We start from the raw sequence: 21,189 nt of genomic DNA on the forward strand, positions 1-21,189 counted from the left end.
ACCCGGTTCTTGATAAATTGTGGCAAATCCCGGCGATCGTGCCCGAATGTCGCGTGAATCGTAGTGGGACTGGCCATTCTGATTGCGGGGTGAGGCATTTTTCCCACAGTGACGCTGCGTAAGGTTGTGCGTGCCCGAAAAGCGGTGTGCCGGGCCATGGCGCTTTTCCAACAGGCATGACGGGTGTATTCTTGAAACATGAGAGACCAGCAGGCGACCGGACGACGGTTTGGCGCGGCGCTGGCTTTCGCAAGGGGCGGTATGACGCCGCCCTTGTCCGCATATCCAGAACCGCGCCCGACGCGCCGGCTGACCGATGGGTCAGAAACCGGGCAGGGCCGATGCGCAATCCATGTCTGCATCCGCTGCCGGCCCGAAGGCAGGAAAGGAACGGTACCATGGGTATCGCCATGACGATGCATGAATTTCTGGAAGACAGCCACGTGCCCTATGACGTGGCCAGACACAACCGCACGGCAAGCTCTGCCATGACGGCGCGGGTGAGCCACATTCCGGGCCGCGAAATGGCCAAGGGCGTGGTGCTCAAATGGGATGACAGCTATCTGCTGGCCGTGGTGCCGGCCTCCAGGCAGGTCGATCTCGGCAAGGTGGCCGACATTCTGGGTGAGAAGGTCGTGCTCGCAAGCGAGGAGGAAACGGCGGCGCTGTTTCCCGATTGCGATGAGGGTGCGGTTCCCGTGTTTGGTGCGCCATACCGCATCGCATGCATGATTGATGAAGCGCTCGATGCCGATGACGACGTCTATTTCGAGGGCGGCGATCATCGCACGCTGGTGCATGTGACGCGGCAGGGGTTCGAGCAGTTGATGTATGGAATGCCAAGGGCGCATATCAGCAGCTAGAACCTTTGCCGGTTGCCAGTTTCCAGGTGGAGTGCAGGCGTGCGGAAACGCTCCCGCGCCTGCGCCGGGGTTTGGCTGGAGAAGGGGAAGACGGGCGGCTGAAGCGACGCTCATCTTTATTGTAAAACGTGCGACCCTTCAGCCACCCGCCCGGCTCTTGACAACTTCCGACAGGGATCGCCCTGGAACCGGGTGTTCAGGCTTCGCCCTGGGGCGGGCCATCGCACCAGACCGTGCTTGCGCACGACCCTTTGCCGGACCAGCCGCCCGCTAGCAGCGACCACACACGTTATGCGACCGGCCCGGGCACCGTCCCATCTCCGCGAGATCACCGTCGCGACCTGCTTTCCCACGAGATGGGCAGGGAGGAGGATAAGCCTGTTTGAACGGGAGGGGAGAAAACGCTCCCCGAAAGGGGAAGCGATGACCGGTCTTTATGGGATGTGCGGGGATGATGCGCTGGATCTATCCCCGTTCTGCGGGTCAGGCGGCCGTGATGGCCACCTGTTCGACCCGGTTGCGGCCACGCTTCTTGGCGGCGTAAAGGCCGCTGTCGGCGACGGAGAGAAGCGTTTCCAGATCGCGCGTGCGCTTCGCGTTGCTGTAGCAAAGACCGGCGCTCAGGGATGGGTGCATGACGCCGTTTTGGGTGGGCACCGCTATGGCTGCCACATTGGCGCGGAGCCTGTCGACGGCGAGTGCGGCCTCCACGGGGGAGAGGTCGGGCAGGAGGGCGACAAACTCCTCGCCACCCCAGCGCGCGATGATCGCAGACTGCTCGAAGGTTTCACGAAACGCCTCTGCGCAGGCCTCAAGAGTTCGGTCACCCGTGGCATGGCCGTGCTGGTCGTTGATCTGCTTGAAATGGTCGAGGTCGAAGATCGCAAGCGCGAAGGGCTGCTCGGGATTGCGCTCCAGAAAGCTGCGGGCCTCGGCTTCAAAGGCGCGGCGGTTCAGGAGGCCGGTCAGGCCGTCATGCGAAGCGAGGTGATGCAGCTTCTGCGCATCGCGTTCATAGGCAAGGGTAAGCGCAAAGGCGCTTGAAGCCAGAAAGTGGAAGAGGGCGACGTAAAGCTGGATGGTCAGGATCGTGTCGAGGGACATCTGGCGCACGAACCCATCGCCGACGAGCAACGCCTGTGCGAAGCGGATGATGAATGTGGCTGCGAGAATGCCGTAGGCGAGGATCAGCCCCTTGCGCGACAGGCTTTTGTCATCGTTGTCGCGCCAGAACTCATAGGCGCAAGCCAGGGCGATGGCTGTCTGAATGACGTTCGTGACCAGATGGAAGGCGGGGTAGGAGCCTGCGGCAAGGGGCGCCGCGCTCAAGACAAGGAAGAGCGCAAGCGGCAGGAAGAAGAGCGCCAGCGGGGCGTGCCTGTTTTCAAACTGGCGCGCGGCGCGCCAGCGCAGGCTGATGCCCAGCACGAGAAGCCCGTTGGGCAGTGCGCCGCGCAGCGCGTCGGGCAGATGGGCGCCGGCCATATAGCAAAGAAGCGCGAGACAGATCACGAGATTGGCGACGCCCCAGGTGTCCCAATAGGGCTCGCGCCGCGCCCGACCGGCGATGAAGAACACCGAAGCCATGACCAGAACGACAATCGCGTTTGCCGCAAATAGCGTGAAATTGTTCAAAACCGCGCGCCCGTTTTCCTGTGCAGCGGGCGGTGTAACGTCTCGCAGCCTAACGGCAGGTTTCAATCTGCGGTTTTTATTTGCCAGCTTGTGGATAGGGCGGCGCATTGGGGGCGGCGCATGGGGACGGAGGTGGGCCGACATCCTTGCAGCGTGGTTAACGGCTTGATTCAAACTTTATTGGTAAGTTGAGGCTATTACTGGCTATTCGCCCGGCGAAAGCTGCCGGGGACCCAGATCCCTCGAACCCATGCAGATCGTATATGCGTCTTCCCGCGTTCCTTCGACCTGTCGTTCTGACCCTTGGCCTTGCCGGTTGCACCGGTGGCCCCAGTATCGATACAGCGCTCAAGATTGACCCGCCCTCGAACGAGGTGACGAGCTCCATTGTGCGGCCCGGCGTCGGTGTCCCCGGGGCGGGGAGCGCCGATGTGATGGCCGAGCCTGCGAGCGAAGCGGGCATGATGGCGATTGCCGAGCCGGACCGGGTTTCCGCGCCTGCACTGCAGCAGGTGGCGATGATCACGCCGATGCCGGCGCCCTCCGTGCGGCCCAAAAGCTCTTCTTCCGGCAAGGTGTATCGCAGCCGGTTCGGGGATGCGCATCCGATCAATTTCGGCAAGGTGACGCCCAAGCATCATGCGGTGCATGGCGTCGATGTTTCGCGCTGGCAGGGCGACATTGACTGGGTGAAGCTGCGCTCGCGTGGCGCGAATTTCGCTTACATCAAGGCGACCGACGGCATCGATCATATCGACCCGATGTTCAAGACGAACTGGAACGGGGCCGCGAAGGCGGGCATTCGCCGGGGCGCCTATCACTTCTTCTTCTGGTGCCGGAAGGCGTCTGACCAGGCCGAGTGGTTCATTCGCAATGTGCCCAAGGTGAAGGGCGCGCTGCCGCCGGTTCTGGATGTGGAGTGGAACCACCAGTCGAGCTGCAAATGGAAGCCCTCGCGTGCCGAAGTTCTGGAGAAGATGAAGGTCTTCCTCGACCGGCTGGAGCGCCATTACGGCCAGCGGCCTGTCATCTACACCGCACCGGATTTCTATGAGGACAATCTGAAGGGCGCGTTCCCGAACCATCCGTTCTGGCTGCGCGCCGTGGCCGAACATCCCTCGAAGGTCTATCCGGGCCGTGACTGGGTGTTCTGGCAGTATTCGGGATCGGGCCTGAGCCAGGGCGTTGACGGCAAGATCGACCTGAACGTCTTCCACGGCAATGAAAGCGCCTGGTGGCGCTGGGTCGGGAAGGTGGCGGGCTGACCGCCTGTACGGAAATGACCGCTTGTTCGGGGGGCTTTACGCCCCCCCTTTCTTTTGCGGTGTTTCTGTTTTGCGCAATTTTGGACGCAAAACCGGTTCCCGTTTTTGCCGGAATTGCTTTAGCCACGGGCCTCGGCAATGGCGGCAACAATGTCGTTTCGGCGCATCGCGCCATACTGGATCTTGGTGTTGAAGAGGAATGCCGGCGTTCCGTTGAAGCCGAACGCATTGGCCTGCTCCATGTTGCGGGAGAGAATCCCTTCAATGCGTTGGCGGTCCTTCTTGAAGTTCGACAGGAGTTTTTCCGGGTCATGGCCGGCGGCGGCAAGCGTCTCGTCGACCTCGTCCTGCGTCAGTCGTCCAGGCGTGGCCATCAGCGCGTTGTGGACGGCTTCATAATCCGGGCCGGCGGCGAGGACGAGGCTTGCCGCATGGACGGACGGGCCGCCGAAAATGGGCCAGTCCTTCATCACCAGCCGGACATTGCCGTCTTCACGCACCACGTCGAGCAGGTCGGGGTGGCCGCGTTTGCAATAGGGGCACTGGTAATCGAAGAACTCGGCGATGGTTACGTCGCCATCCGGATTGCCGATGACCGGGATTTCGGGGTCGAACAGAACCTCTTCGACGGTCGGGTAAAGCTGGGCGCGGGCCGGACCGACGGCGGTGACGAGCGTCGCTGCGCCGGCGACGAGCAGGGTACGGCGGTTCATCATGGCCTTGTGTCTCCTGATGGGCTGATGCTGGTTTTGAGGTTCTCGATCTTTTCGACGAGCACCTCGCGTGAGATTTCGCCCAGATGTGCGTGTTGCAGGACGCCGTCGGCGTCGATGAACAGCGTGGCGGGCAGTCCGGGGGCGCTGTAGAAGCGCGACAGATCGCTGAACTGGTCGACAAGTATCGTGTCGAGCGAGAGGCCGGAGGCGGCGAGATAGCGCTGGATGGCGGTGCGGCCTTCGCCCTGATTGGCGAAGACGAAGGTGACGTCGTCCGTCGAGGCGGCGATGTCGGCCATCATGGGCATTTCACGCCGGCAGGGCGGGCACCACGTCGCCCACAGATTGACCACCTGCGGCGTGCCCTTGTGCTCTTCGAGGCGGTAGCCATTGCCCTCCAGCGTTTCAAAGGCCTGATCCGGGACGGCGAGCGGGTCGGTGCCGCCGGTGAGCTGCCATGTCGTGTTCCAGACGATGAGGGAGAGGGCGAGCGGCAGGACCGCCCAGAGGCGCTGGCGGCCGGTGGGCAGCATGACGAGCAGGCTGACGATGACGGCGGCTGCACCCGTTGGCCAGTAGAAGCCGCCCTGCCACACCGCGAAAATGCGCAGCGGGTCGGCCACAAAACTTTCCATGTTGATGAGCACATGGCCGAGGCGCGCGCCGATGATGCCGCCGAGAAACGCCCACCAGGACCAGGCGTTGAAGCGTTCGTCCACCTTGCGGGCCATGATGCCGGTGACGATGAGGAAGACGAAGATGGCGAGTACGACCGCGAAGCGGTCTGCCGCAAGCACGAGCGGCCCGAGAGATACGGCATTCATGATCAGAGCGCCCCTGCGGTTTTGGCCGAGCCGGTCAGGTTTTCCACCGTGACGGAGCCGACGAGGCGGGTGCCGGCGACCTCGCGGCCTGCGGGATCGAAGAAGAGCATGGTGGGCGGGCCTGCCACTTCAAGGGCTTTCATGAGAGCTGCGTTCTCGTCGTTGAAGTCAGACAGGTCGGCCTTGATGAGCTGGAAACCGCCAAGACCGTCGATCACGCCGGCATCCGGCAGGATCGAGCGCTCGATGACGCGGCAGGTGACGCACCAGTCGGCGGTGAAATAGACGAGGGTGGGCGCATCGCCGGCGCTGGCGAGCTGCGCTTTGAGCTCGGGGATCGAGCCGGCCTGCCCGAAGGCGAGTTCACGGGCCGGGGCGGATGCCTCGCTGCGCTGGGCGATCTGGGCCAGCGGCTTGAGCGGATCGGTGCCGCCGGACGCCGCGCCCAGCATCAGGATGATGCCGTAGATGAGCGACAGCGCGCCAACCGAGCGGACGGCGGCGAGCGGCGTCGTTTCGGCGATCTTTGCGCTGAAGGCGAAGCTTGCGATGGCGATGAGAAGGGCTGACCAGAGCGCGAGATCAAGGCCGGCGGGCAGGAGGGGTGTCGCCGTCCAGATGGCGGTGGCCAGGAAGCCGAAGCCGAACACGCGCTTGACGCTTTCCATCCATGCGCCGGCGCGCGGCAGGGCCTTGCCGCCGAGCGTGCCCATGATGATGAGCGGGATGCCCTTGCCGATGCCAAGGCCGAAAAGGGCTGCCGCCCCCAGCGCCACATCGGCGGTCTGGGCGATGTAGAGGAGTGCGCCGGCAAGCGGAACGGTGACGCAGGGGCCGACGATGAGGGCGGACGAGAAGCCGAGAATGGCCGCCGAGCGGCGTGAGCCGCCGACGCCGCCCGTGCGGTTTGCCACCCAGCTTGTCCATGCGGTGGGCAATTGCAGCTCAAACAGGCCGAACATGGAAAGCGCCAGAACCGCGAAGAGCGCGGACAGAATGCCGATCGTGACAGGCGACTGCAGAACGAGCTGCAGGTTCTGCCCGGACCAGCCGGCGGCAGCGCCCAGAAGCGCGAAGGCCGAGGCGAGCGCGATCACATAGATCGAGGAAAGCTCGAAGCCGCGCCAGGCGGTGAGCCGGTCGCCCTCGCGCGCCAGTGCGCCGGCCATGATGGGATACATGGGGAAGACGCAAGGGGTGAAGGCGAGAAGCAGGCCAAAGAGCGGGAAGCTGACCAGAACGAGCAGAACGCCGCCGCGACCGAGCAGCGACTGGATGAGCCCGTCATCTTCGGCAAGCGCGAAGCCGGTGTCTTCACTGGTTGCGGGGGCGGCGGGTGATGCGGCGGCCGGCGCTTCTTCCGTGACCCATTCCACGGGCGCTGCGGCCTGCGGGGCCGCCGGCGTGGTGACGGCAAGCGACAGGGCGTTTACCTGCCGGTTTTCCGGTGCATAGCAGATGCCGCCATCCTGACAGCCCTGAAACGTGACGTCGAATGTGCCGAAGACCTGTTCGGCTAAGTGTGCGCTCGCCGCATCGTAATAGACTTCGGAGAGGCCGAATGTGGGATCGTCCTTGCGGATGCCGGGGCTGGTTTCCAGTGGCAGTTCCGCGCCGTTTTGCGAAGCGCCGATGTGATCGCGATAAAGATAATAGCCTTCGGCGATCTGCCAGTTGAGGGCAAGCGTGCCGTCTTGCGTGCGGGTGACCTCAAGGGTGAAGGCGTCTTCGACCGGCAGCGGTTTTGCGGTCTGGGCCGAGGCGGGGGCGGGCGCAAGGCTGACGGACAGGAAAGCCACAAGCGCGATCAGGATCGTCTTCATTCTGTCACTTCAAATTGTGTGGACCGCCGGGTTCGTACCCTCATGGCGGGATGCTGGAGAGCGAATTGAACGCCTCAACTTAAGGCAGCCTTAAGGTGGGTGTTGTTTGGGCAGACGGCAAACAGCTCAATGCAGCAAGGAGTTTTCAGCATGGCGCATTTTCGCACGGGCATGAGCGCCCGGATGCGGGCGTCCGACCGACCGGACGAGGAACATATCGACGATGGACATTCTGTCGGTTCAGGACGGTTGGGGCGGCGTGGCTTTCTGGCCGGGTTAAGCGCGCTGGCGGTTTCGGGCTGCGTTGCGACGCCAAGGCCCGAGGCTCCCAAAGTGGTTGAGCCGCCCAAGCCCAGGCGCGTCGTTCCACCGATGTATTACGCCATGCCGAATGAGCGTTTTCCCATTCCCGAAGTGGATGTCAGTCATCTGGAAGAGCGCTGGTGGCGCAAGGATGTGGATTATCCCACCAGCGAGCGCAAGGGCACGCTGATCGTGGATACGCCGAACAGGTATCTTTACCACGTGACGGGACCGAACCGCGCGACGCGCTATGGCATTGGCGTCGGACGCGACGGCTTCTCCTGGGCAGGGCGTGCGATCATGGCCTATCGCCGTGAATGGCCGCGCTGGACGCCGCCGAACGAGATGGTGGCGCGGCGGCCGGAACTGGAGCCCTACAGCATCGCCAATGGCGGCATGCCGCCGGGCCTGCGCAATCCTCTTGGCGCACGCTCGCACTATATCCATCTGAACGGCAAGGACACGCTTTACCGCATTCATGGCACGCCGGAGCCGTGGAGCATCGGCAAGGCGGTGTCGTCCGGCTGTATCCGCCTGATCAACCAGGATGTGATTCACCTGCACGATAATGTAAGGGACGGCAGCCCGATTGTTGTCATTCCCGATCCGAAGATGGAACATCTTCTGGTGACCTGATGCGGGCCTTCGGGTCTGAATGCTTGATCGAATGAGACGCGTGCGATGCGACTTTTGGTGGTTGAAGACGATCCGCTGCTTCTGGACGGGCTGACCGTGGGGCTGGGGCTTGCCGGCTTTGCGGTCGATGCCGTGGCCACCTGCGAGGATGCTTTCGCCGCGCTCAGCGCGCAGGCCTATGAAGGGGTCGTACTCGATCTGATGCTGCCGGATGGCTCTGGCCTCGACGTGCTTTCGGATCTGCGCCGGCGGGGTGACGCCACGCCGGTGGTTCTTCTGACGGCGCGCGATCAGGTTCCCGACCGGATCGCCGGGCTGGACGCCGGCGCAGACGACTATGTGGGAAAGCCCTTTGATCTCGACGAATTGTCGGCGCGTGTGCGCGCGGCGGTGCGCCGGGGCAAGGGGCGCTCCAGCGCAACGCTTGCATGGGGCGGGGTGACGCTCGATCCGGCAAACCAGTCGGTGATCCGCGACGGTGATCCGGTGATCCTGACGCGGCGCGAATTCGCGCTTCTGGCGGCGCTGATGGAGCGGCCGGAAAGCATCCTTTCCAAGCCGGCGCTGGAAGAAACGATCTATGGCTGGCAGGAAGAGGTGGAGAGCAACGCCGTGGAGGTGCACATCCACAAGCTGCGCTCGAAGCTTGGCTCCGATTTCATCAAAACCGTGCGCGGGGTTGGCTATCGGCTCCGGGAGGCGGGCGCATGAGATCCATCCGCGCACGGCTGATCCTGATCCTCATGGGCTCGACCGGGCTCGTGTGGCTGCTCGCGGTCGGCTGGATCTATCTCAGCACGCAGGCCGAGGTGGAGCGGGTGCTGGATGCGCGGCTGATGGAAGCGGCGCGGATGGTCAATTCGCTCCTTTCCGACCACCGTATCGAGGTGGGGCTGGAGGAAAATGCCGCCCGCAAGGCGATGGGGGAGTTCGAACTCAGCAATCGCCCCTATGAACGCCAGCTCTCCTGCCAGATCTGGACGCTGGAAGGCAGCCTTGTGGGGCGCTCGGAAAATGCGCCGGAAGCCCAGCTGACGGAAATTCAGGACGGGTTTTCAGAGACCGAAGTGGGTGGCGAGCGCTGGCGCGTGTTCACCGTGGAAAACGAGGTTCTGGGCGTGCGGGTGATGGTGGGCGACAGCCTTCAGATCCGCGACAGCCTGGTGAGCGATGTGATCAAGGGGCTGGTGGTGCCGGCGCTTCTGATCCTGCCGTTTCTGGCCGGGGTCATTCTCGTTTCGGTGCGCCGCGGCCTTTCGCCCCTGAGCGACATGGCCGAAACGCTTTCGACGCGCGCGGCCAATGATCTGCGCCCGCTGGAGGCGGCCAGTCTGCCGAAGGAGATTGCGCCGGCGGTGAACGCGCTGAACGGACTTTTCAAGCGGGTGGAAGATGCGCGCGACCGCGAACGCAGCTTTACGGCTTTTGCCGCTCATGAACTGAAAACGCCGCTGGCCGGCGTGAAAACGCAGGCGCAGATTGCGCTGGCGAGCGATGACCCGACCGTGCACGCCAATGCGTTGCGGCAGATCACCATGGGCGTGGATCGAACGAGCCGGCTTGTGAAGCAGCTTCTCGACCTGACCGCGCTTGAGGCGAATGACAGTGAGCCGACCCTGCAACCCGTGAGCGCGCGGGCGCTGATGCGCAGTGTGGCGGCGGAGCTGCCGCTGCCGCAGGGCGCGGCGCGGCTGAGCGTGGAGGCGGATGGCGAAGGCGCGGACAGGGTGCTTGTCGAGCCGCATTTCCTCTCGCTGGCGCTGCGCAACCTGATCGAGAACGCGCTGAACCATGCGCCGGAAACCACGGGCGTGGTGTGCCGGGTGGAAAAGGCGAATGGCGGTGTGCGCCTTGTGGTGGAAGATCGCGGTCCGGGCATTCCCGAGGCAGAGCTTTCGCAGGTGGTGGAGAAATTCGTGCGCGGGCGAAACCGCTCGGCAACCGGCAGCGGGCTGGGGCTTGCCATTGCACAGGCGGCGATGGCGCGCATGGGCGGAACGCTGGCGCTCGAAAACCGCGACGGTGGTGGTCTGCGCGCCATTCTGACCGTGCGAAAGGCGGAGGCGGCTGCATGATTTCCCGACGTTTCTTTCTGGCTGGAGCCTCCGGCGCGCTGGCGGTTGCGCCGCTGGCGGCACGCGCCGCGCCCAGCCTGAACGACATGGTGCGCGACCCGTCGCTTCAGGCGCTGGGCAATCCGGCGGGCGATGTGACCATTGCGGAGTTCTTCGATTATCTCTGCCCCTCCTGCAAGGCGATCCACCCGGCGCTGAAGGAGATCGTGCGCTCTGACGGCAATCTGCGGCTGGTGATGAAGGACTGGCCGATCAATGGCGATGTGGCGTGGTATGCCTCGCGCATGGTGCATGCATCGGCGGCGCTGGGCGTCTATGAGGCGGCGCATAATGAAGTGATCGCCATTGAGGGCGGGTTGACGCATGGCAAGGTGGACGATGCGCTGCGCAGCGTGGGGGCGGACGCCGGCGCGGTGCGTGACATGCTGGATGTGCATCTGAAGGCAATCGATGCGCTGATTGGCCGAAACGAGGCCCATGCAAAGGCGCTCAAGCTTGCCGGAACGCCGAGTTTCCTGATCGGCAACCGGCTCTATCGCCGGCCGATGAGCGCGGACGAGATCGTGGAAGCGGTGGCGCTGGCGCGCTCCGGGCGCTGAGGCCGCGGCTTGACAGATCCGCCATGGCGGAGATTATGGCGTCATGATCGAACAGGACACCCACATCGTTTCCCGGATGGCCGGCATCTCTTCAGGCGAGATGCCGGGGTTTAAGACACGCTGACAACCAGACGCGGTCCATGATCCTGCAACCTCGCCGCAGTGCGGACGGGGTTTTGTGCGTGAAGCTGCGCCCCGTTCTTTTTCAAGGAATGGAGACTTTCAATGGCACAGAACATCTACGACAACCCGGAGTTCTTCGAAGGCTACAGCCAGCTGCCCAGGCAGGTGCATGGTCTGGCGGGCGCGCCGGAATGGCCGGCCATCAAGGCCATGCTGCCGGATATGACGGATCGGCGGGTGGTTGATCTGGGATGCGGGTTTGGCTGGGCGTCCCGCTATCTGCGCGAGGCCGGGGCGCGGAGCGTTCTTGGCCTCGATGTCTCGCAGAACATGATCGAGCGCGCCCGCGCCGACACGAATGATGCGGCCATCGAATACCGCATTGCCGATCTGGAAACGCTGGAACTGCCGCAGGGTGCGTTCGATTTCGCCTTCAGCGCGCTGACCTTCCACTATATCCGGGATTTTGACCGGCTGGTCCGGATGATCCATGCGGCGCTGACGCCGGGTGCGCAATTCGTGTTCACCATCGAGCATCCGATCTTCATGGCCGCCACACAGCCGCGCTGGCTGCCGGAAGAGGACGGGCACAAGACCTGGCCGGTCAATTGCTACGCGCTGGAGGGGGAACGGCGAACGGACTGGTTCGCAAGCGGCGTGCTCAAATATCACCGCACCATGGCGACGACGCTGAACACGCTTGTCGGCGCAGGGTTTGCGCTGCGTGAGATCAGGGAATTCGCCCCGACCAGGGCGCAGATCGCGGAGATGCCGGATCTGGCCGAGGAACTGGAGCGGCCGATGATGCTGCTGGTTTCGGCCGGACGGTGAGGGCGGGCAGGTCGCCCGTTTCAAGCTGAATGAGGCGGGGTTTCTCGCCTGTTTTCTCTGGGGCGCGGGCGCGGTGCCCTGTGTCCATGGACAGCAAACGCCATGGCGAAAGCCGCGCCCAGAAGATAAGCCGACACATGGCCGGGCTTTGGGTAGCCTGCGAATATGCAATCGAGCAGAAGTCCCGGAACCACGATCAAGGCGATGAGGCTGATTGCCCATTTGCGATTATCCTGATCCCTTTTCGAGACCCTGCATCCAGAGACGGCTCAACTGCCCGGCGGAGAACCCGGGGGCAGGGGGACTGGACTTCGACTGGTCTCCAAAAATTCGCTGTGCGACCTGTCGCCCCGCAGACTGCGCCGCAGACGTCTTCACGATGCGCGTCTCATAAAACCGCGAAAGCGCTGTCTCCAGACGATCATGTTCCGCCAGCATTCTGGAAAGATGCCACGCGTCTTCCAACGCCTGACAGGCACCCTGACCGGAGGTGGGCAGGGGAGCGTGGGCCGCATCCCCGATGATCAGGACATTGTCCCGATGCCAATGGGGCAGGGCATCGAGGTCATGGACGAAAATGCGATTGAGCGATGTTTCGTCACGCGATTGCAGCACATTCCGGACCGGGCCGGGCCAGTCCCGAAAACGCTGGTCCATCTCATCGTACCAGACGGGCAACGGCCGCGTCCTTTCGATCGGGGTGCGCCACGCGGCTGCCCAGAAACACAGACCATCACCAACAGGGACGATGCCGAAACGTTCTCCCGCCCCGCAGAAATCGTGAATGGCGGCATCGATGACTCCACGCTCCGGCTGGCTGATGCCGATAATGTTGATGAAACCCTGATAACGGGGGAGCACGTCTTCTGCATGGATCGCCTGACGCACCGCCGAGTTCATGCGGCCATCTGCGCCGACGACGAGATCATACTGCGTCCTGAGCCCCTCGATATCCTGCGCGGCAATTGAGCGATTGAACTTGATGTCGACGCCCAGTGCATGCAACGCCCCGGCCAGAATGCGCATGAGATCGCGACGCAATATGGTCACGCTTGGGAAGCCGCACAGCCTGTTCACTTCCAGAATATCGAATTCGGCCTTCTGGATGCCGTGCTGATCGAACTGGCGCATGAAGCGGGGTGCGCCGCCCTTGCGTTTGATGGCGTCTGCCAGCTCCATCTGCTCCATAACGAAGACGGCATTCGGCCACAGGGTGACCCCGGCTCCCATTGAGGAAACCGCACTGCCACGCTCAAAAAGGCTCACCTGATGGCCTTGTCTGGTGGCGAAAATGGCGAGCGCCATACCGGCGACACCGGCGCCCACGATGGCAATTCGCTTTGCACTGGTCATCCGCTCTCTCCTGATCAAGAAATCTGATGCAGCTTGTATCGAGCTCCTGATTGGCGATAAATCTGGCTTTGTTGCTTTGTTAATCCTGTTATTTGGGCGATTGGATGCTGGAAAAAATCGAACTTCAGTGGTTGCTCTGCTTCCAGGCGGTCTATGACAAGCTGAGCTTCAAGCTGGCGGCGGAGCAGCTTCAGTTGCCGACATCCAATGTCAGCCGGCATGTCGCCTTGCTGGAGCGGCAGCTCAATGTTCGTTTGCTGGAACGCACGACGCGGAAGATGATCCCGACGGCGGCAGGCAAGCAGCTTTACCGGTCCATGACACCGCTCACGCAAGCGATGGATGATGCGCTGGAAGAGGTGTCCCTGTTCGGGGATTCCCTGTCCGGTCACCTGCGGATCATCACGCCGGACCTCCCGTTCATGGCCGAAATCCTCGCGGATTTCTGCGTTCGGCATCCGCAGATACAGCTTAGCTGCGACACCCGGCTGGACCCGACGGACGGATTGCTGGAAGGGTTCGATCTGGTGTTGCGCTTTGGACGCGGACCGCTGGAGAATTCCGGCTGGGTTGCAAGGGAAATCCTGCGCTGGCCGAGCTGTGTGGTGGCTGCGCCAGAGCTTCTGGAGCGATACCCGGCGCCGCAATCGCTGGAGGCGTTGAGCAGGGCCCCGTGTATTACGAGCATGTCGGTGCTTCAGGGAATGCCCTGGCGTTTCAAACAGGGGCAGACCGTTCAGGTGCAATCCAGCTACAGGGTGAACAGCGGTCAGATGGCGCGGGCGGCTGCCCTGAAAGGATTGGGTTTTGCCGTTTTGCCCCTGCATGCCTGCCAGTCAGACATCGATGCCGGCTCCCTCATCAAAATTGACCTCGAGCCCGCGCCAGAGGATCTGGTGCTTTATGGGTTTTACTCAGGCAGAAAATATCCGCAGGTCAGGGTGAAGGCGTTCCTGGAGCACCTTCAATCGGCGCTCGCTGAGTTCTCTGCGGGGCCGGTCGAATGAAGGCTTCCGATAGCGCCTGAAACGAAAAAATCCGGGCCGATGGACCCGGATTTTCTCTGGTTCTGTCGTCGCATGGCGCCGGCAAATTACCAAACTGCCATTGCGGACATTTCAGGGTGCAGGAGGACAGACCATGTTGCCCTCCTCATGTGAGGGCGAGCATAGTTTGTCCCAATTCTGAAGCTAACTAATTGAAATTATTGAATACGGGGTGAAAAGCGGCAATTTAGTTTGTCCGCAATGGCAGCTTGGTGGTGTCCCAAAGTTGAGTGCTTTGAGCGGCAGGGAGCGAAGCGGTAAAAAAAAACGCCCCGGCATTGCCGAGGCGCTGATCTAGATACTCGTGTCTGTCGAGGCTTACTGGAGTTCGGCTCGTGGATAAAACCGGGCCCCGATAAGGTCGGCCACGAATGCAGGTTCGACACCACGGCTATTGAGCTCGTTCTTGACCTTTCTGAAATGCTCGCCACGCTCCTTGGCGAGGTTCATGAGGGACACGTAGGCCTGTTGGAAGCGAGCCAGGTCCTCCGGCATGACGACCGTTTGCGGGCACCGATTGATCGGGTTTACCGCAGTGCGCGCAGATAGGTGCCCGTGCTCGATCAGAGCTTTCACGACGTTGGTAGTCGCTCGCAGCTGACGTTCAACTTCACGCAGTGAGAGTCCGCCATGGTCTTCGAGCATTGTCTTTTCGCGAAGTTCGGTCGGGTCGATCAGCACTGCCATGTAGCCGTGCCGGCTGGGATCGCGGAAAGCGCGCTCTAGCTTCCCAGCCAACAGTAGATCCAGGATCTCGACCGTCTTGCAGTTCGCCCTCCGAACGGCCTGAGGGATGCTACACAATTCGGATTCCTGGTCCGTCAACTGCTTCGTGTTTGCCAGCAGTCGGTTTAAAAACACACTGACATCTTCGCGACGAAATCGGAATTGGAGGCCGTGTTTGGCTCCCGCCCCAACGTGGGGTGCAAGGTAACCCCGGTCGACCAGGATGCCCCAGTGAACCCGTGGTGCGTTGACGAGTTCCTGCGCCTCCTTCGCGGATACGGTGCCCTCGATCTCCGCAATAAATTCCGCGATCTCCTCAGCATCGAGCATGATGCGGGCATTGGCGAGCGTCGCAGCATCCTTGGAGAGGACATCCGCTTCGATGAGAAGCTTTCTTAGGCGCTTTGGGTGCACGCCGAATTCCTTGGAGGCTGACTGTACCGAATGCCAGCGTCGATCTGTGATCGGGCCGAAGAAGTCATCACCTGGGCCGAGAGGAAGGGTGTCGATCGCGTGCTCGCGGATCAGCTTTCGAACCGGATCGTAAGCGGGGTCGTCGCAGTCGTGTGCGAGCGTTTCGTACAGACGACCGTAGAGCGCCCGTCCTCCAACATCTCCGGTCTTACCCCCGAATGAGGCCTGCTTCTCCGATAGCCAGCTACGGATTCCATCTTCTCCGCAGGAGGTGACGGAAAAGCCGGCTGTCCCTGCTTGCCACCAGTCGTCCCCGCTGAAGCCGCGGATTGGAGCCTTGAGTCCCCGCGTCTCCACGGCACCCAATAGCTCGGTGAACCTTGCAGCGACATAGAAGGGCAGTGCGTCCAGGAAGGGAGCCGCACCGATATGTCCGTTAATCCGATCGAGGAGATAACGTTCGAAAGCTGAAGGTTCGCGCACAACCGAATGCTTGGCCGCTTCCAGGATTTCCCCGTGGTCCGCTTTTACCATCGCAGCAAAGTCATGGATCATCGAAGGCTCCTGCTGTACGGAGCACTCGACAAGCGAGACGTTGTGGACGTCACATGTCCGGATGAACGAGATCAGCCATTTCCTGCGGCCCCATGCCCGTGCCAGTGGATGTTCATCCTGGCTGCGCATGTCCTCAGCCAGGCATTCCGGACAGAGACGCAGGCGGTTGCGGATCATCAGGTTCCGTGTCACCCGCTGACCATCGGCTTCGTATCCGTCCGCCGTTCTCCGGATCGCGCTTTCCTGGAGAGATTTCACGTCGATGTCCGTAAGATATGCAAGCCTCGAAAGGGCACTGTCACTGCCGTCGACGACGTCCTGAAAGCTGAAGCCCATATCGGCGCAGAAGTGGCGTGCTTTCGGGCGGCCGTTCACAGCCGCTAATCTGGAGCAGAAGCTTGCCAGAGTTTCGCCGGAATGAAGACGGGTTCTGATCGTTAACTTGGGCATACCTGTCTCCTCAAAACTTGCTGGGGCGCTTCAAGGCAGGGGTGCCTCCTTCAGTCGGACGATTTCGGACGAGAGCCGCCGAAGGCTGTAGCATTTGCCAGTCGGTGCGAAGAAAAACGTTCTCGTCCTCCGTACAACCGGAGAAGCGGCTGTAAGCCGCCGCGAAATGTCTTGCCTTCACCTGTTCGCCTGCAGCTTCATCGGACATCGCTTGCTCGATCGCGCCGCGGACGATCTGAATTACAACGCCGAAGCGGCCGTAAGCGGCGTGGAGCAGGCGGTGGATGAACTCGTCTGGCAGGGCCGAGGCGAGCTGCATTTCGGCATGCTTCGTGACCATGTGTTCGATCATCCTTCGTACGGAGGCGGCGTGTTTAGCAAATTCCAGGTTACTGAATTCGAAGATGCGGGATCTGCGCATAAGCTGCACATCGGATGAGACCAAGCGGGCGAGTGTCGGAATACCAGACAGGATAAACGACACAGGCCAGTCCGGCTGCTGCATGACGTTCTTGATCGTATCCGACAGCTTCTGCTGTTCGTTGTCGTTCAGCGTGTTCACCGCATGCTGCATCTCATCGATATGAATAAACATCACCTTACGAATCCGGATCTGCTGACGGACGAGCTCCCACACCATGTGCTCTTTGATTTCTCGGGAGAGGGGATATCCTAGCGCTCTGAGTACCTCCCGGCCCAATTGCTTAAGCGTGCAAGGGGAGGGGGCAACGACGCTGATAAGGGGAGATGTCGAGATGCCGTAGCGGTCCTCATAGGGCGCAAATTCGGGTCTGTCCGCGATGATGCGTTTGAGAAGAGTCGTCTTCCCCGCCCCGGAATCTCCGATAACCACCAGCGCCGACCCATCACGGCGTACGCTGTCCTGCGAGCCGGCGGCATTCTGGATTAGCATCTCGATCTCAGTTGCAAGAGCGTCATCCCTTGGAGTGGAGACGTGCTTCGAATGCAGCTTTGCAAGGCGTTTTGCCCGCTCACGTGATCCGTCGGGCATTGCCGATCTCAGACGGTTGAGTGCCTCTGCGGCGTCTTCTGTAAAATGGGGGTGCTCCAACGTCTCCATGTTTGAGTTCCTTTCTCTTTTATCAGTCATCGAACGACCAGTCGTCAGTGCGATCGGCTTCGTTGGATCCGTCGTCGTCATCGGCGTAGGATTCAACTTGCATTTCGTAAGGGGATGGTTGCGGCTCCCGCACTACAGGGGCAGCGCGAACGTCATCATCATCGGGATTGAGGTCATCGGCTGGCCGGTCTTCTCGACTTCTCTCCGGAAGGGTGATGACTTCGCTGCCCCTAGGTGTGTGGACCTCGCCGTCTTCCATCATCTCGAATGTAAGGAAGAGCTTCCGGTCGGCTTCACTGAGGTCGTCAGTGTTCATCACTGGTGAGCCAAGCTCTGCGCGTTGGACAGCCATTTCGCCGAAGGTTCGGCATTCGGTGATGGTCTCGGCCACTACTGCTTGGGAAACACTGGCATTTTTGGCGTGGATACTGGTGAGGTGTCTGACTGCTGCAGTCCATTCCCACACGCTGACGCCCTTAAAACCTTCGAAACGTGGTCGGGCCACAGCCCATCCGCCGGTCTCCTCATGCCAGAACGAAATTTCGCCGAGATCGAAGCGGTTCACGCGGATCTGAACGGAGGGCTTTGCCTTCGAGGCCCGGATCTTTTGGAGCAGCGGTGACTGGTAATGGATCCCCAGGAAGCGGACGCCTTTGCTGCCAATCCTGCACGAGCATTGGATCCCGAAAATGCTCCGACGCTGAAAGACATCTGGCGGTTTGGCGACCGGGTTTTGCTTTGTTTTGCGGAGCCACGCATTGCGGGGCGTTTCGCCTGCAAGTCCCGTATGCGGCGTATTGTGATAGGCATCCACAATGGCGCGGACGAGAAGGCGGTTCAGTTCCTCCACGGAGATAGACGCGTTGCCTTCCGAGTCATAGTCACCCCGGACCACGACGTTCGCAAATGTCTGACCAGTGTACCAAGAGAGGAACTTCTGTCGAATGGTCCGGAACATACGCTCCACAGTCCCCCGCAGGTATGGCTTTCCGGAAGCTGGGATAACAGCGTTGCCAGTCAGCGCCAGTACCGTCGCCTTGAAAGAATTGGCTACAAAGGCAGCGCCGGCGTCCGTGTAGACGTTTTCCGGCCTGCCGTGCATTTCCCAAGGCGTGTGGGTCCCTACTGCATCTGCGATGTACTGTTTGTCATGAACCGCCATCTCCAATGTAACGATGGACGACTCGGCCGACGGTGGCTTGGCGATAAACCGCATTGCCAGAATGCACCGAGTGGCAGCGTCAATTGCGAGCGACAGCCAGACGCGCGCGGGTTTGACCGCTTCCTTTTGTTCTTTGGAAAGAGTGTTCCAGATGCCGATATCCATAAGGATCGTCATCAACTCTACCTGGTACTCATCCATCTCCACGCGCTCTAGAGGACGTTCGGCGTTGACGCCTGACTGGGTGATCTGGAGTTTATTTGTCGCGTAGTCCGTGCCCTTTCTTCCGGCCAGCACGAAGAAGTGGTCGAGTTTGTCGATCATCGTTTCGAAGGTGCGCCGGCTGGGAGAGCGGAGAGCTTTCTCGCCATTCAGCTCACGCTTCTTGTTCTCCAAAGCAAGCTCCGCATTCATGTCTCTGAACAGGGTGGCCTTCGATGGTTGGTTAGAGCTGGCGTACCTCGCAGCCCACCTGCGGTGGATCTCAGTTTCCTCAGCTGTGAAACGGGACGGACGCGTGCCGGGATAGCGGTATTCGTCTCGAAGAGAACAGGCGTCAAACCCGGTTTGCTCGTATTTTTTCAGCCAGCGACGGAATGTGCGAGGCGTTACCGGAGCTCGCCGAAGTTCTTTGGTCCCTCCGCGAGGTTTTTTGCCCTTTGCGCACGCCTCGGCATCATCGAGTTCCTTTTGCCGTACATGCATGTACTTGGTGAGGCTTTCATCCGAGCGAGAGTATCGGCCTTCGGCTTCGTGGCGGAAGAAATCGTGGATCAGAGAATGTCGCCAGAGGATAGTGTCTTGGGCCTTCTTGCTCAGATCAGTAACCGGATGTGCCCTGTGGCCGGAGCGAACAAGCGCGTCAGACCCGCTAAACCAGTTACAGTCGACGAGAAGTTCGCCATCCGTGAACTTGCGGTAGACGCGTTCATGCGAAAAATGCTCGACTAGGTCCGAGTTGTCATAGCGGCGGAAGAAATGTCCATTGGAATTGCCCCCATCATACATATACGCTGTCTTTCCGATCCTAATACGATCCTGCCGACCGAAACGATAAACGGGAACAACGGGAACAACTGGAGCGGTCGCTCCAACAGGTGCAATGGTTTCAGCGATGCTCATTTGAAATCTCCTTTTTGTGCGGCAAGCACATCGTGGTTCACGCGTACGAACGTGTGGTCACAGATGCGCGTGTGCAGAGGGTCTCGATTGATAGCTTCGAGGACACCGTCATCGATCAGGCACCAGAAGGCTGTCCTTGCGAGGCCGGGATCCGGCGTCTCTTTCAGTAGAGCGTGGACCGGCACTGAGCCTGTGATGTCGGAGACGATGCGGCGAAGCTCTGTGCAATCCTGTTCATTGCGCATTTGCCGTGCTCTGAGCACTTGTTCAGCGTTGTACACACGTGCACGGGAGATCTGCTTCTCCGTGAGGATGACCGCCTTATCAGCAATCTGGGCCAGACTTTGCTGCCGGATCAACTCAATCTCGAGATCGAGGCCGGTTCGTCTTACACGGCTGTAAGGCTTTACCGCATAGGCTACTCGGCAGCCGTCATCGAACTGCGCGAGCAGGTCAAACGTGTGTTTGCGTTTCACGCCGTCATGGTCGACGAACCAGACCGGCTCTGGCTGTTCCCAGACTTCCAGGACATTGCGTCTAGCCAATAGGACCGTCATCGCTTTGGCCTCAAGCAGGCTTTCTGCGATCATGCAGCGGTTCGATGCGACGTTTGCCACGCTTGCGCGCGTTGATGCCTTGGTTTTCCAATCGAAACGTCGAGAAGCTTTAGATTCTCCAGGCGGTACCCAAACTTGGGTCATGCTCAAAACATGGTCCGTGCGGACGGCACGATATTTCGCACCCTCCTCCCTCGGTCTCGATCACGCGGCCCATGAACACGTGGTCAGGGCGCAGGAAGCTCGTTGTCGTGGGAATGTTTCCCGACGCCAAGGCAATGCCCGCACGACGGTCATGCAGGTGATTTAGAAAAAGTCGTTCGCTCATTTGCTGTCCTTTCAAAGCTGATGATCTTGCTTTTCGAAAGGACGATCCGGACACCGATGCTGAACATCGGCATGAATTCACACCGATGTTTAGGCTGTCGCCGCGCGGTCGTCCCGCTTACGTATCGATATGAATATGATCATGTTGTTCCGGTCCTGTGTTTGCCGATGGGTGCATCGGGATGCGGCTTATGTCAGCCTATGCGGAGGAGATCAATATCTCAGTACCCAACGATTGCACTCATTAGGTAGATTGTTGCAAATTTGCAACGAACTATTGTGTGGTAGTATGGCTCAAATATCCGGTTTCTGATTCTGACAAAACCATTCTTTCGTTTATGCGATGTAATAAGAGTTATTTTGAATTAAATTTTCTAATTTTGTAATGGAGCGTTTTTATTTTGATTGACATTTTTGTGAAGTGAAGTTTGTATTCATCGGTGTTCATTTTTGCGCATCGCGAACATTGGTAAGATCAGACCCCATTTTGTATTTTGAGGGGACCCGGACGATTTGAAGCCCAGTTTTTTATATACGGCAATGGCTCGTTCATTGGCTGGGTTCGGATCTGTGGCGATAACGGGTGCGCCTGCTTCGAACAGTGCTTTCATTCTTGCTTCGATAAATGCTGATCCGTGCCCGATCCCAAGTATTTCCAAGGCTCTGATAGATTAAATATCCGGCATGCAAGCGCAATGCTGAC

The 21,189-nt window shown here is 60.6% G+C and carries 18 protein-coding genes; 8 read left to right on the plus strand and 10 right to left on the minus strand.

Annotated elements, in window-relative coordinates:
• Positions 1-398 precede the first annotated feature (398 nt).
• On the plus strand, positions 399-863 hold the full coding sequence (locus NDI72_RS18890) for an aminoacyl-tRNA deacylase (RefSeq protein ID WP_113155545.1): 465 nt from the start codon (positions 399-401) through the stop codon (positions 861-863).
• 483 nt (positions 864-1,346) lie between these two features.
• Here the strand turns inward: NDI72_RS18890 and NDI72_RS18895 are convergent, their stop codons facing one another.
• Entirely contained in the window at positions 1,347-2,498 is a 1,152-nt protein-coding gene (locus tag NDI72_RS18895; RefSeq protein WP_283801396.1) for a GGDEF domain-containing protein, read from the minus strand.
• A gap of 263 nt (positions 2,499-2,761) precedes the next feature.
• Here NDI72_RS18895 and NDI72_RS18900 point away from each other — a divergent pair, with 263 nt between their 5' ends.
• Positions 2,762-3,763 (plus strand): glycoside hydrolase family 25 protein, encoded by a 1,002-nt coding sequence (locus NDI72_RS18900; RefSeq protein WP_113155543.1) that lies wholly within the window; start codon positions 2,762-2,764, stop codon positions 3,761-3,763.
• A gap of 119 nt (positions 3,764-3,882) precedes the next feature.
• Here the strand turns inward: NDI72_RS18900 and NDI72_RS18905 are convergent, their stop codons facing one another.
• From NDI72_RS18905 to dsbD, 3 genes are read right to left on the minus strand one after another with little or no spacing between them, the layout of a single operon-like run.
• The gene (locus NDI72_RS18905; protein WP_206543815.1) at positions 3,883-4,479 is read right to left on the minus strand and encodes a DsbA family protein; all 597 of its coding nucleotides are present in this window, start codon (positions 4,477-4,479) and stop codon (positions 3,883-3,885) included.
• Positions 4,476-5,303, minus strand: coding sequence for a TlpA disulfide reductase family protein (locus tag NDI72_RS18910; protein WP_206994242.1), 828 nt, complete (start codon positions 5,301-5,303; stop codon positions 4,476-4,478). Before NDI72_RS18910 ends, NDI72_RS18905 begins: the two co-directional genes overlap by 4 nt.
• A gap of 2 nt (positions 5,304-5,305) precedes the next feature.
• Complete coding sequence (gene dsbD / locus NDI72_RS18915) at positions 5,306-7,126, minus strand: protein-disulfide reductase DsbD (protein ID WP_283801397.1); 1,821 nt, start codon at positions 7,124-7,126, stop codon at positions 5,306-5,308.
• A 150-nt stretch (positions 7,127-7,276) separates the two neighbouring features.
• Between dsbD and NDI72_RS18920 the strand changes: the two genes are divergently transcribed.
• The 5 genes from NDI72_RS18920 (at position 7,277) to NDI72_RS18940 (ending at position 11,693) form a co-directional block, all read left to right on the plus strand.
• Positions 7,277-8,065, plus strand: coding sequence for a L,D-transpeptidase (locus tag NDI72_RS18920; protein ID WP_224873519.1), 789 nt, complete (start codon positions 7,277-7,279; stop codon positions 8,063-8,065).
• A 45-nt stretch (positions 8,066-8,110) separates the two neighbouring features.
• Positions 8,111-8,776 (plus strand): response regulator, encoded by a 666-nt coding sequence (locus NDI72_RS18925; RefSeq protein ID WP_206543812.1) that lies wholly within the window; start codon positions 8,111-8,113, stop codon positions 8,774-8,776.
• Positions 8,773-10,140, plus strand: a complete 1,368-nt coding sequence (locus tag NDI72_RS18930; RefSeq protein WP_283801398.1) for an ATP-binding protein — start codon at positions 8,773-8,775, stop codon at positions 10,138-10,140. Before NDI72_RS18925 ends, NDI72_RS18930 begins: the two co-directional genes overlap by 4 nt.
• Positions 10,137-10,739, plus strand: coding sequence for a thioredoxin domain-containing protein (locus NDI72_RS18935; protein ID WP_283801399.1), 603 nt, complete (start codon positions 10,137-10,139; stop codon positions 10,737-10,739). The genes NDI72_RS18930 and NDI72_RS18935 overlap by 4 nt, the downstream gene beginning before the upstream one ends.
• A 225-nt stretch (positions 10,740-10,964) precedes the next feature.
• On the plus strand, positions 10,965-11,693 hold the full coding sequence (locus NDI72_RS18940) for a class I SAM-dependent methyltransferase (RefSeq protein WP_206543809.1): 729 nt from the start codon (positions 10,965-10,967) through the stop codon (positions 11,691-11,693).
• Positions 11,694-11,921: 228 nt separating this feature from the next.
• Here NDI72_RS18940 and NDI72_RS18945 read toward each other — a convergent pair whose 3' ends face one another.
• Entirely contained in the window at positions 11,922-13,046 is a 1,125-nt protein-coding gene (locus NDI72_RS18945; protein ID WP_283801400.1) for an FAD-dependent monooxygenase, read from the minus strand.
• Positions 13,047-13,150: 104 nt separating this feature from the next.
• Here NDI72_RS18945 and NDI72_RS18950 point away from each other — a divergent pair, with 104 nt between their 5' ends.
• Positions 13,151-14,053 (plus strand): LysR family transcriptional regulator, encoded by a 903-nt coding sequence (locus NDI72_RS18950; RefSeq protein ID WP_283801401.1) that lies wholly within the window; start codon positions 13,151-13,153, stop codon positions 14,051-14,053.
• Positions 14,054-14,410: 357 nt separating this feature from the next.
• Here NDI72_RS18950 and NDI72_RS18955 read toward each other — a convergent pair whose 3' ends face one another.
• The 5 genes from NDI72_RS18955 to NDI72_RS18975 all read right to left on the minus strand — a co-directional run bounded on the left by NDI72_RS18955 (position 14,411) and on the right by NDI72_RS18975 (position 21,145).
• Positions 14,411-16,237, minus strand: coding sequence for a TniQ family protein (locus NDI72_RS18955; RefSeq protein WP_283801402.1), 1,827 nt, complete (start codon positions 16,235-16,237; stop codon positions 14,411-14,413).
• A 10-nt stretch (positions 16,238-16,247) separates the two neighbouring features.
• Entirely contained in the window at positions 16,248-17,318 is a 1,071-nt protein-coding gene (locus tag NDI72_RS18960) for an ATP-binding protein (RefSeq protein WP_283801403.1), read from the minus strand.
• Positions 17,319-17,340: 22 nt separating this feature from the next.
• The gene (locus NDI72_RS18965; protein ID WP_283801404.1) at positions 17,341-19,602 is read right to left on the minus strand and encodes a TnsB C-terminal domain-containing protein; all 2,262 of its coding nucleotides are present in this window, start codon (positions 19,600-19,602) and stop codon (positions 17,341-17,343) included.
• Positions 19,599-20,192 carry a hypothetical protein gene (locus tag NDI72_RS18970; protein WP_283801405.1) on the minus strand — a complete coding sequence of 198 codons (594 nt, stop codon included), beginning with the start codon at positions 20,190-20,192 and terminating at the stop codon, positions 19,599-19,601. The genes NDI72_RS18965 and NDI72_RS18970 overlap by 4 nt, the downstream gene beginning before the upstream one ends.
• Positions 20,193-20,920: 728 nt before the next feature.
• Positions 20,921-21,145 carry a GNAT family N-acetyltransferase gene (locus NDI72_RS18975; RefSeq protein WP_283801406.1) on the minus strand — a complete coding sequence of 75 codons (225 nt, stop codon included), beginning with the start codon at positions 21,143-21,145 and terminating at the stop codon, positions 20,921-20,923.
• Positions 21,146-21,189: the final 44 nt, after the last annotated feature.

It is taken from the genome of Nitratireductor sp. GZWM139 (genome assembly GCF_030068685.1).
GTDB classification, from domain to species: Bacteria; Pseudomonadota; Alphaproteobacteria; order Rhizobiales; family Rhizobiaceae; genus Nitratireductor; species Nitratireductor aquimarinus.

Bases quoted from the DNA above. Each gene is read 5' to 3' on its own strand.
- NDI72_RS18890 (WP_113155545.1), top strand. From the start codon at position 399: ATGGGTATCGCCATGACGATGCATGAATTTCTGGAAGACAGCCACGTG.
- NDI72_RS18900 (WP_113155543.1), top strand. From the start codon at position 2,762: ATGCGTCTTCCCGCGTTCCTTCGACCTGTCGTTCTGACCCTTGGCCTT.
- NDI72_RS18905 (WP_206543815.1), bottom strand. From the start codon at position 4,479: ATGATGAACCGCCGTACCCTGCTCGTCGCCGGCGCAGCGACGCTCGTC.
- NDI72_RS18910 (WP_206994242.1), bottom strand. From the start codon at position 5,303: ATGAATGCCGTATCTCTCGGGCCGCTCGTGCTTGCGGCAGACCGCTTC.
- dsbD (WP_283801397.1), bottom strand. From the start codon at position 7,126: ATGAAGACGATCCTGATCGCGCTTGTGGCTTTCCTGTCCGTCAGCCTT.
- NDI72_RS18920 (WP_224873519.1), top strand. From the start codon at position 7,277: ATGGCGCATTTTCGCACGGGCATGAGCGCCCGGATGCGGGCGTCCGAC.
- NDI72_RS18925 (WP_206543812.1), top strand. From the start codon at position 8,111: ATGCGACTTTTGGTGGTTGAAGACGATCCGCTGCTTCTGGACGGGCTG.
- NDI72_RS18930 (WP_283801398.1), top strand. From the start codon at position 8,773: ATGAGATCCATCCGCGCACGGCTGATCCTGATCCTCATGGGCTCGACC.
- NDI72_RS18935 (WP_283801399.1), top strand. From the start codon at position 10,137: ATGATTTCCCGACGTTTCTTTCTGGCTGGAGCCTCCGGCGCGCTGGCG.
- NDI72_RS18940 (WP_206543809.1), top strand. From the start codon at position 10,965: ATGGCACAGAACATCTACGACAACCCGGAGTTCTTCGAAGGCTACAGC.
- NDI72_RS18945 (WP_283801400.1), bottom strand. From the start codon at position 13,046: ATGACCAGTGCAAAGCGAATTGCCATCGTGGGCGCCGGTGTCGCCGGT.
- NDI72_RS18950 (WP_283801401.1), top strand. From the start codon at position 13,151: ATGCTGGAAAAAATCGAACTTCAGTGGTTGCTCTGCTTCCAGGCGGTC.
- NDI72_RS18955 (WP_283801402.1), bottom strand. From the start codon at position 16,237: ATGCCCAAGTTAACGATCAGAACCCGTCTTCATTCCGGCGAAACTCTG.
- NDI72_RS18960 (WP_283801403.1), bottom strand. From the start codon at position 17,318: ATGGAGACGTTGGAGCACCCCCATTTTACAGAAGACGCCGCAGAGGCA.
- NDI72_RS18965 (WP_283801404.1), bottom strand. From the start codon at position 19,602: ATGAGCATCGCTGAAACCATTGCACCTGTTGGAGCGACCGCTCCAGTT.
- NDI72_RS18970 (WP_283801405.1), bottom strand. From the start codon at position 20,192: ATGATCGCAGAAAGCCTGCTTGAGGCCAAAGCGATGACGGTCCTATTG.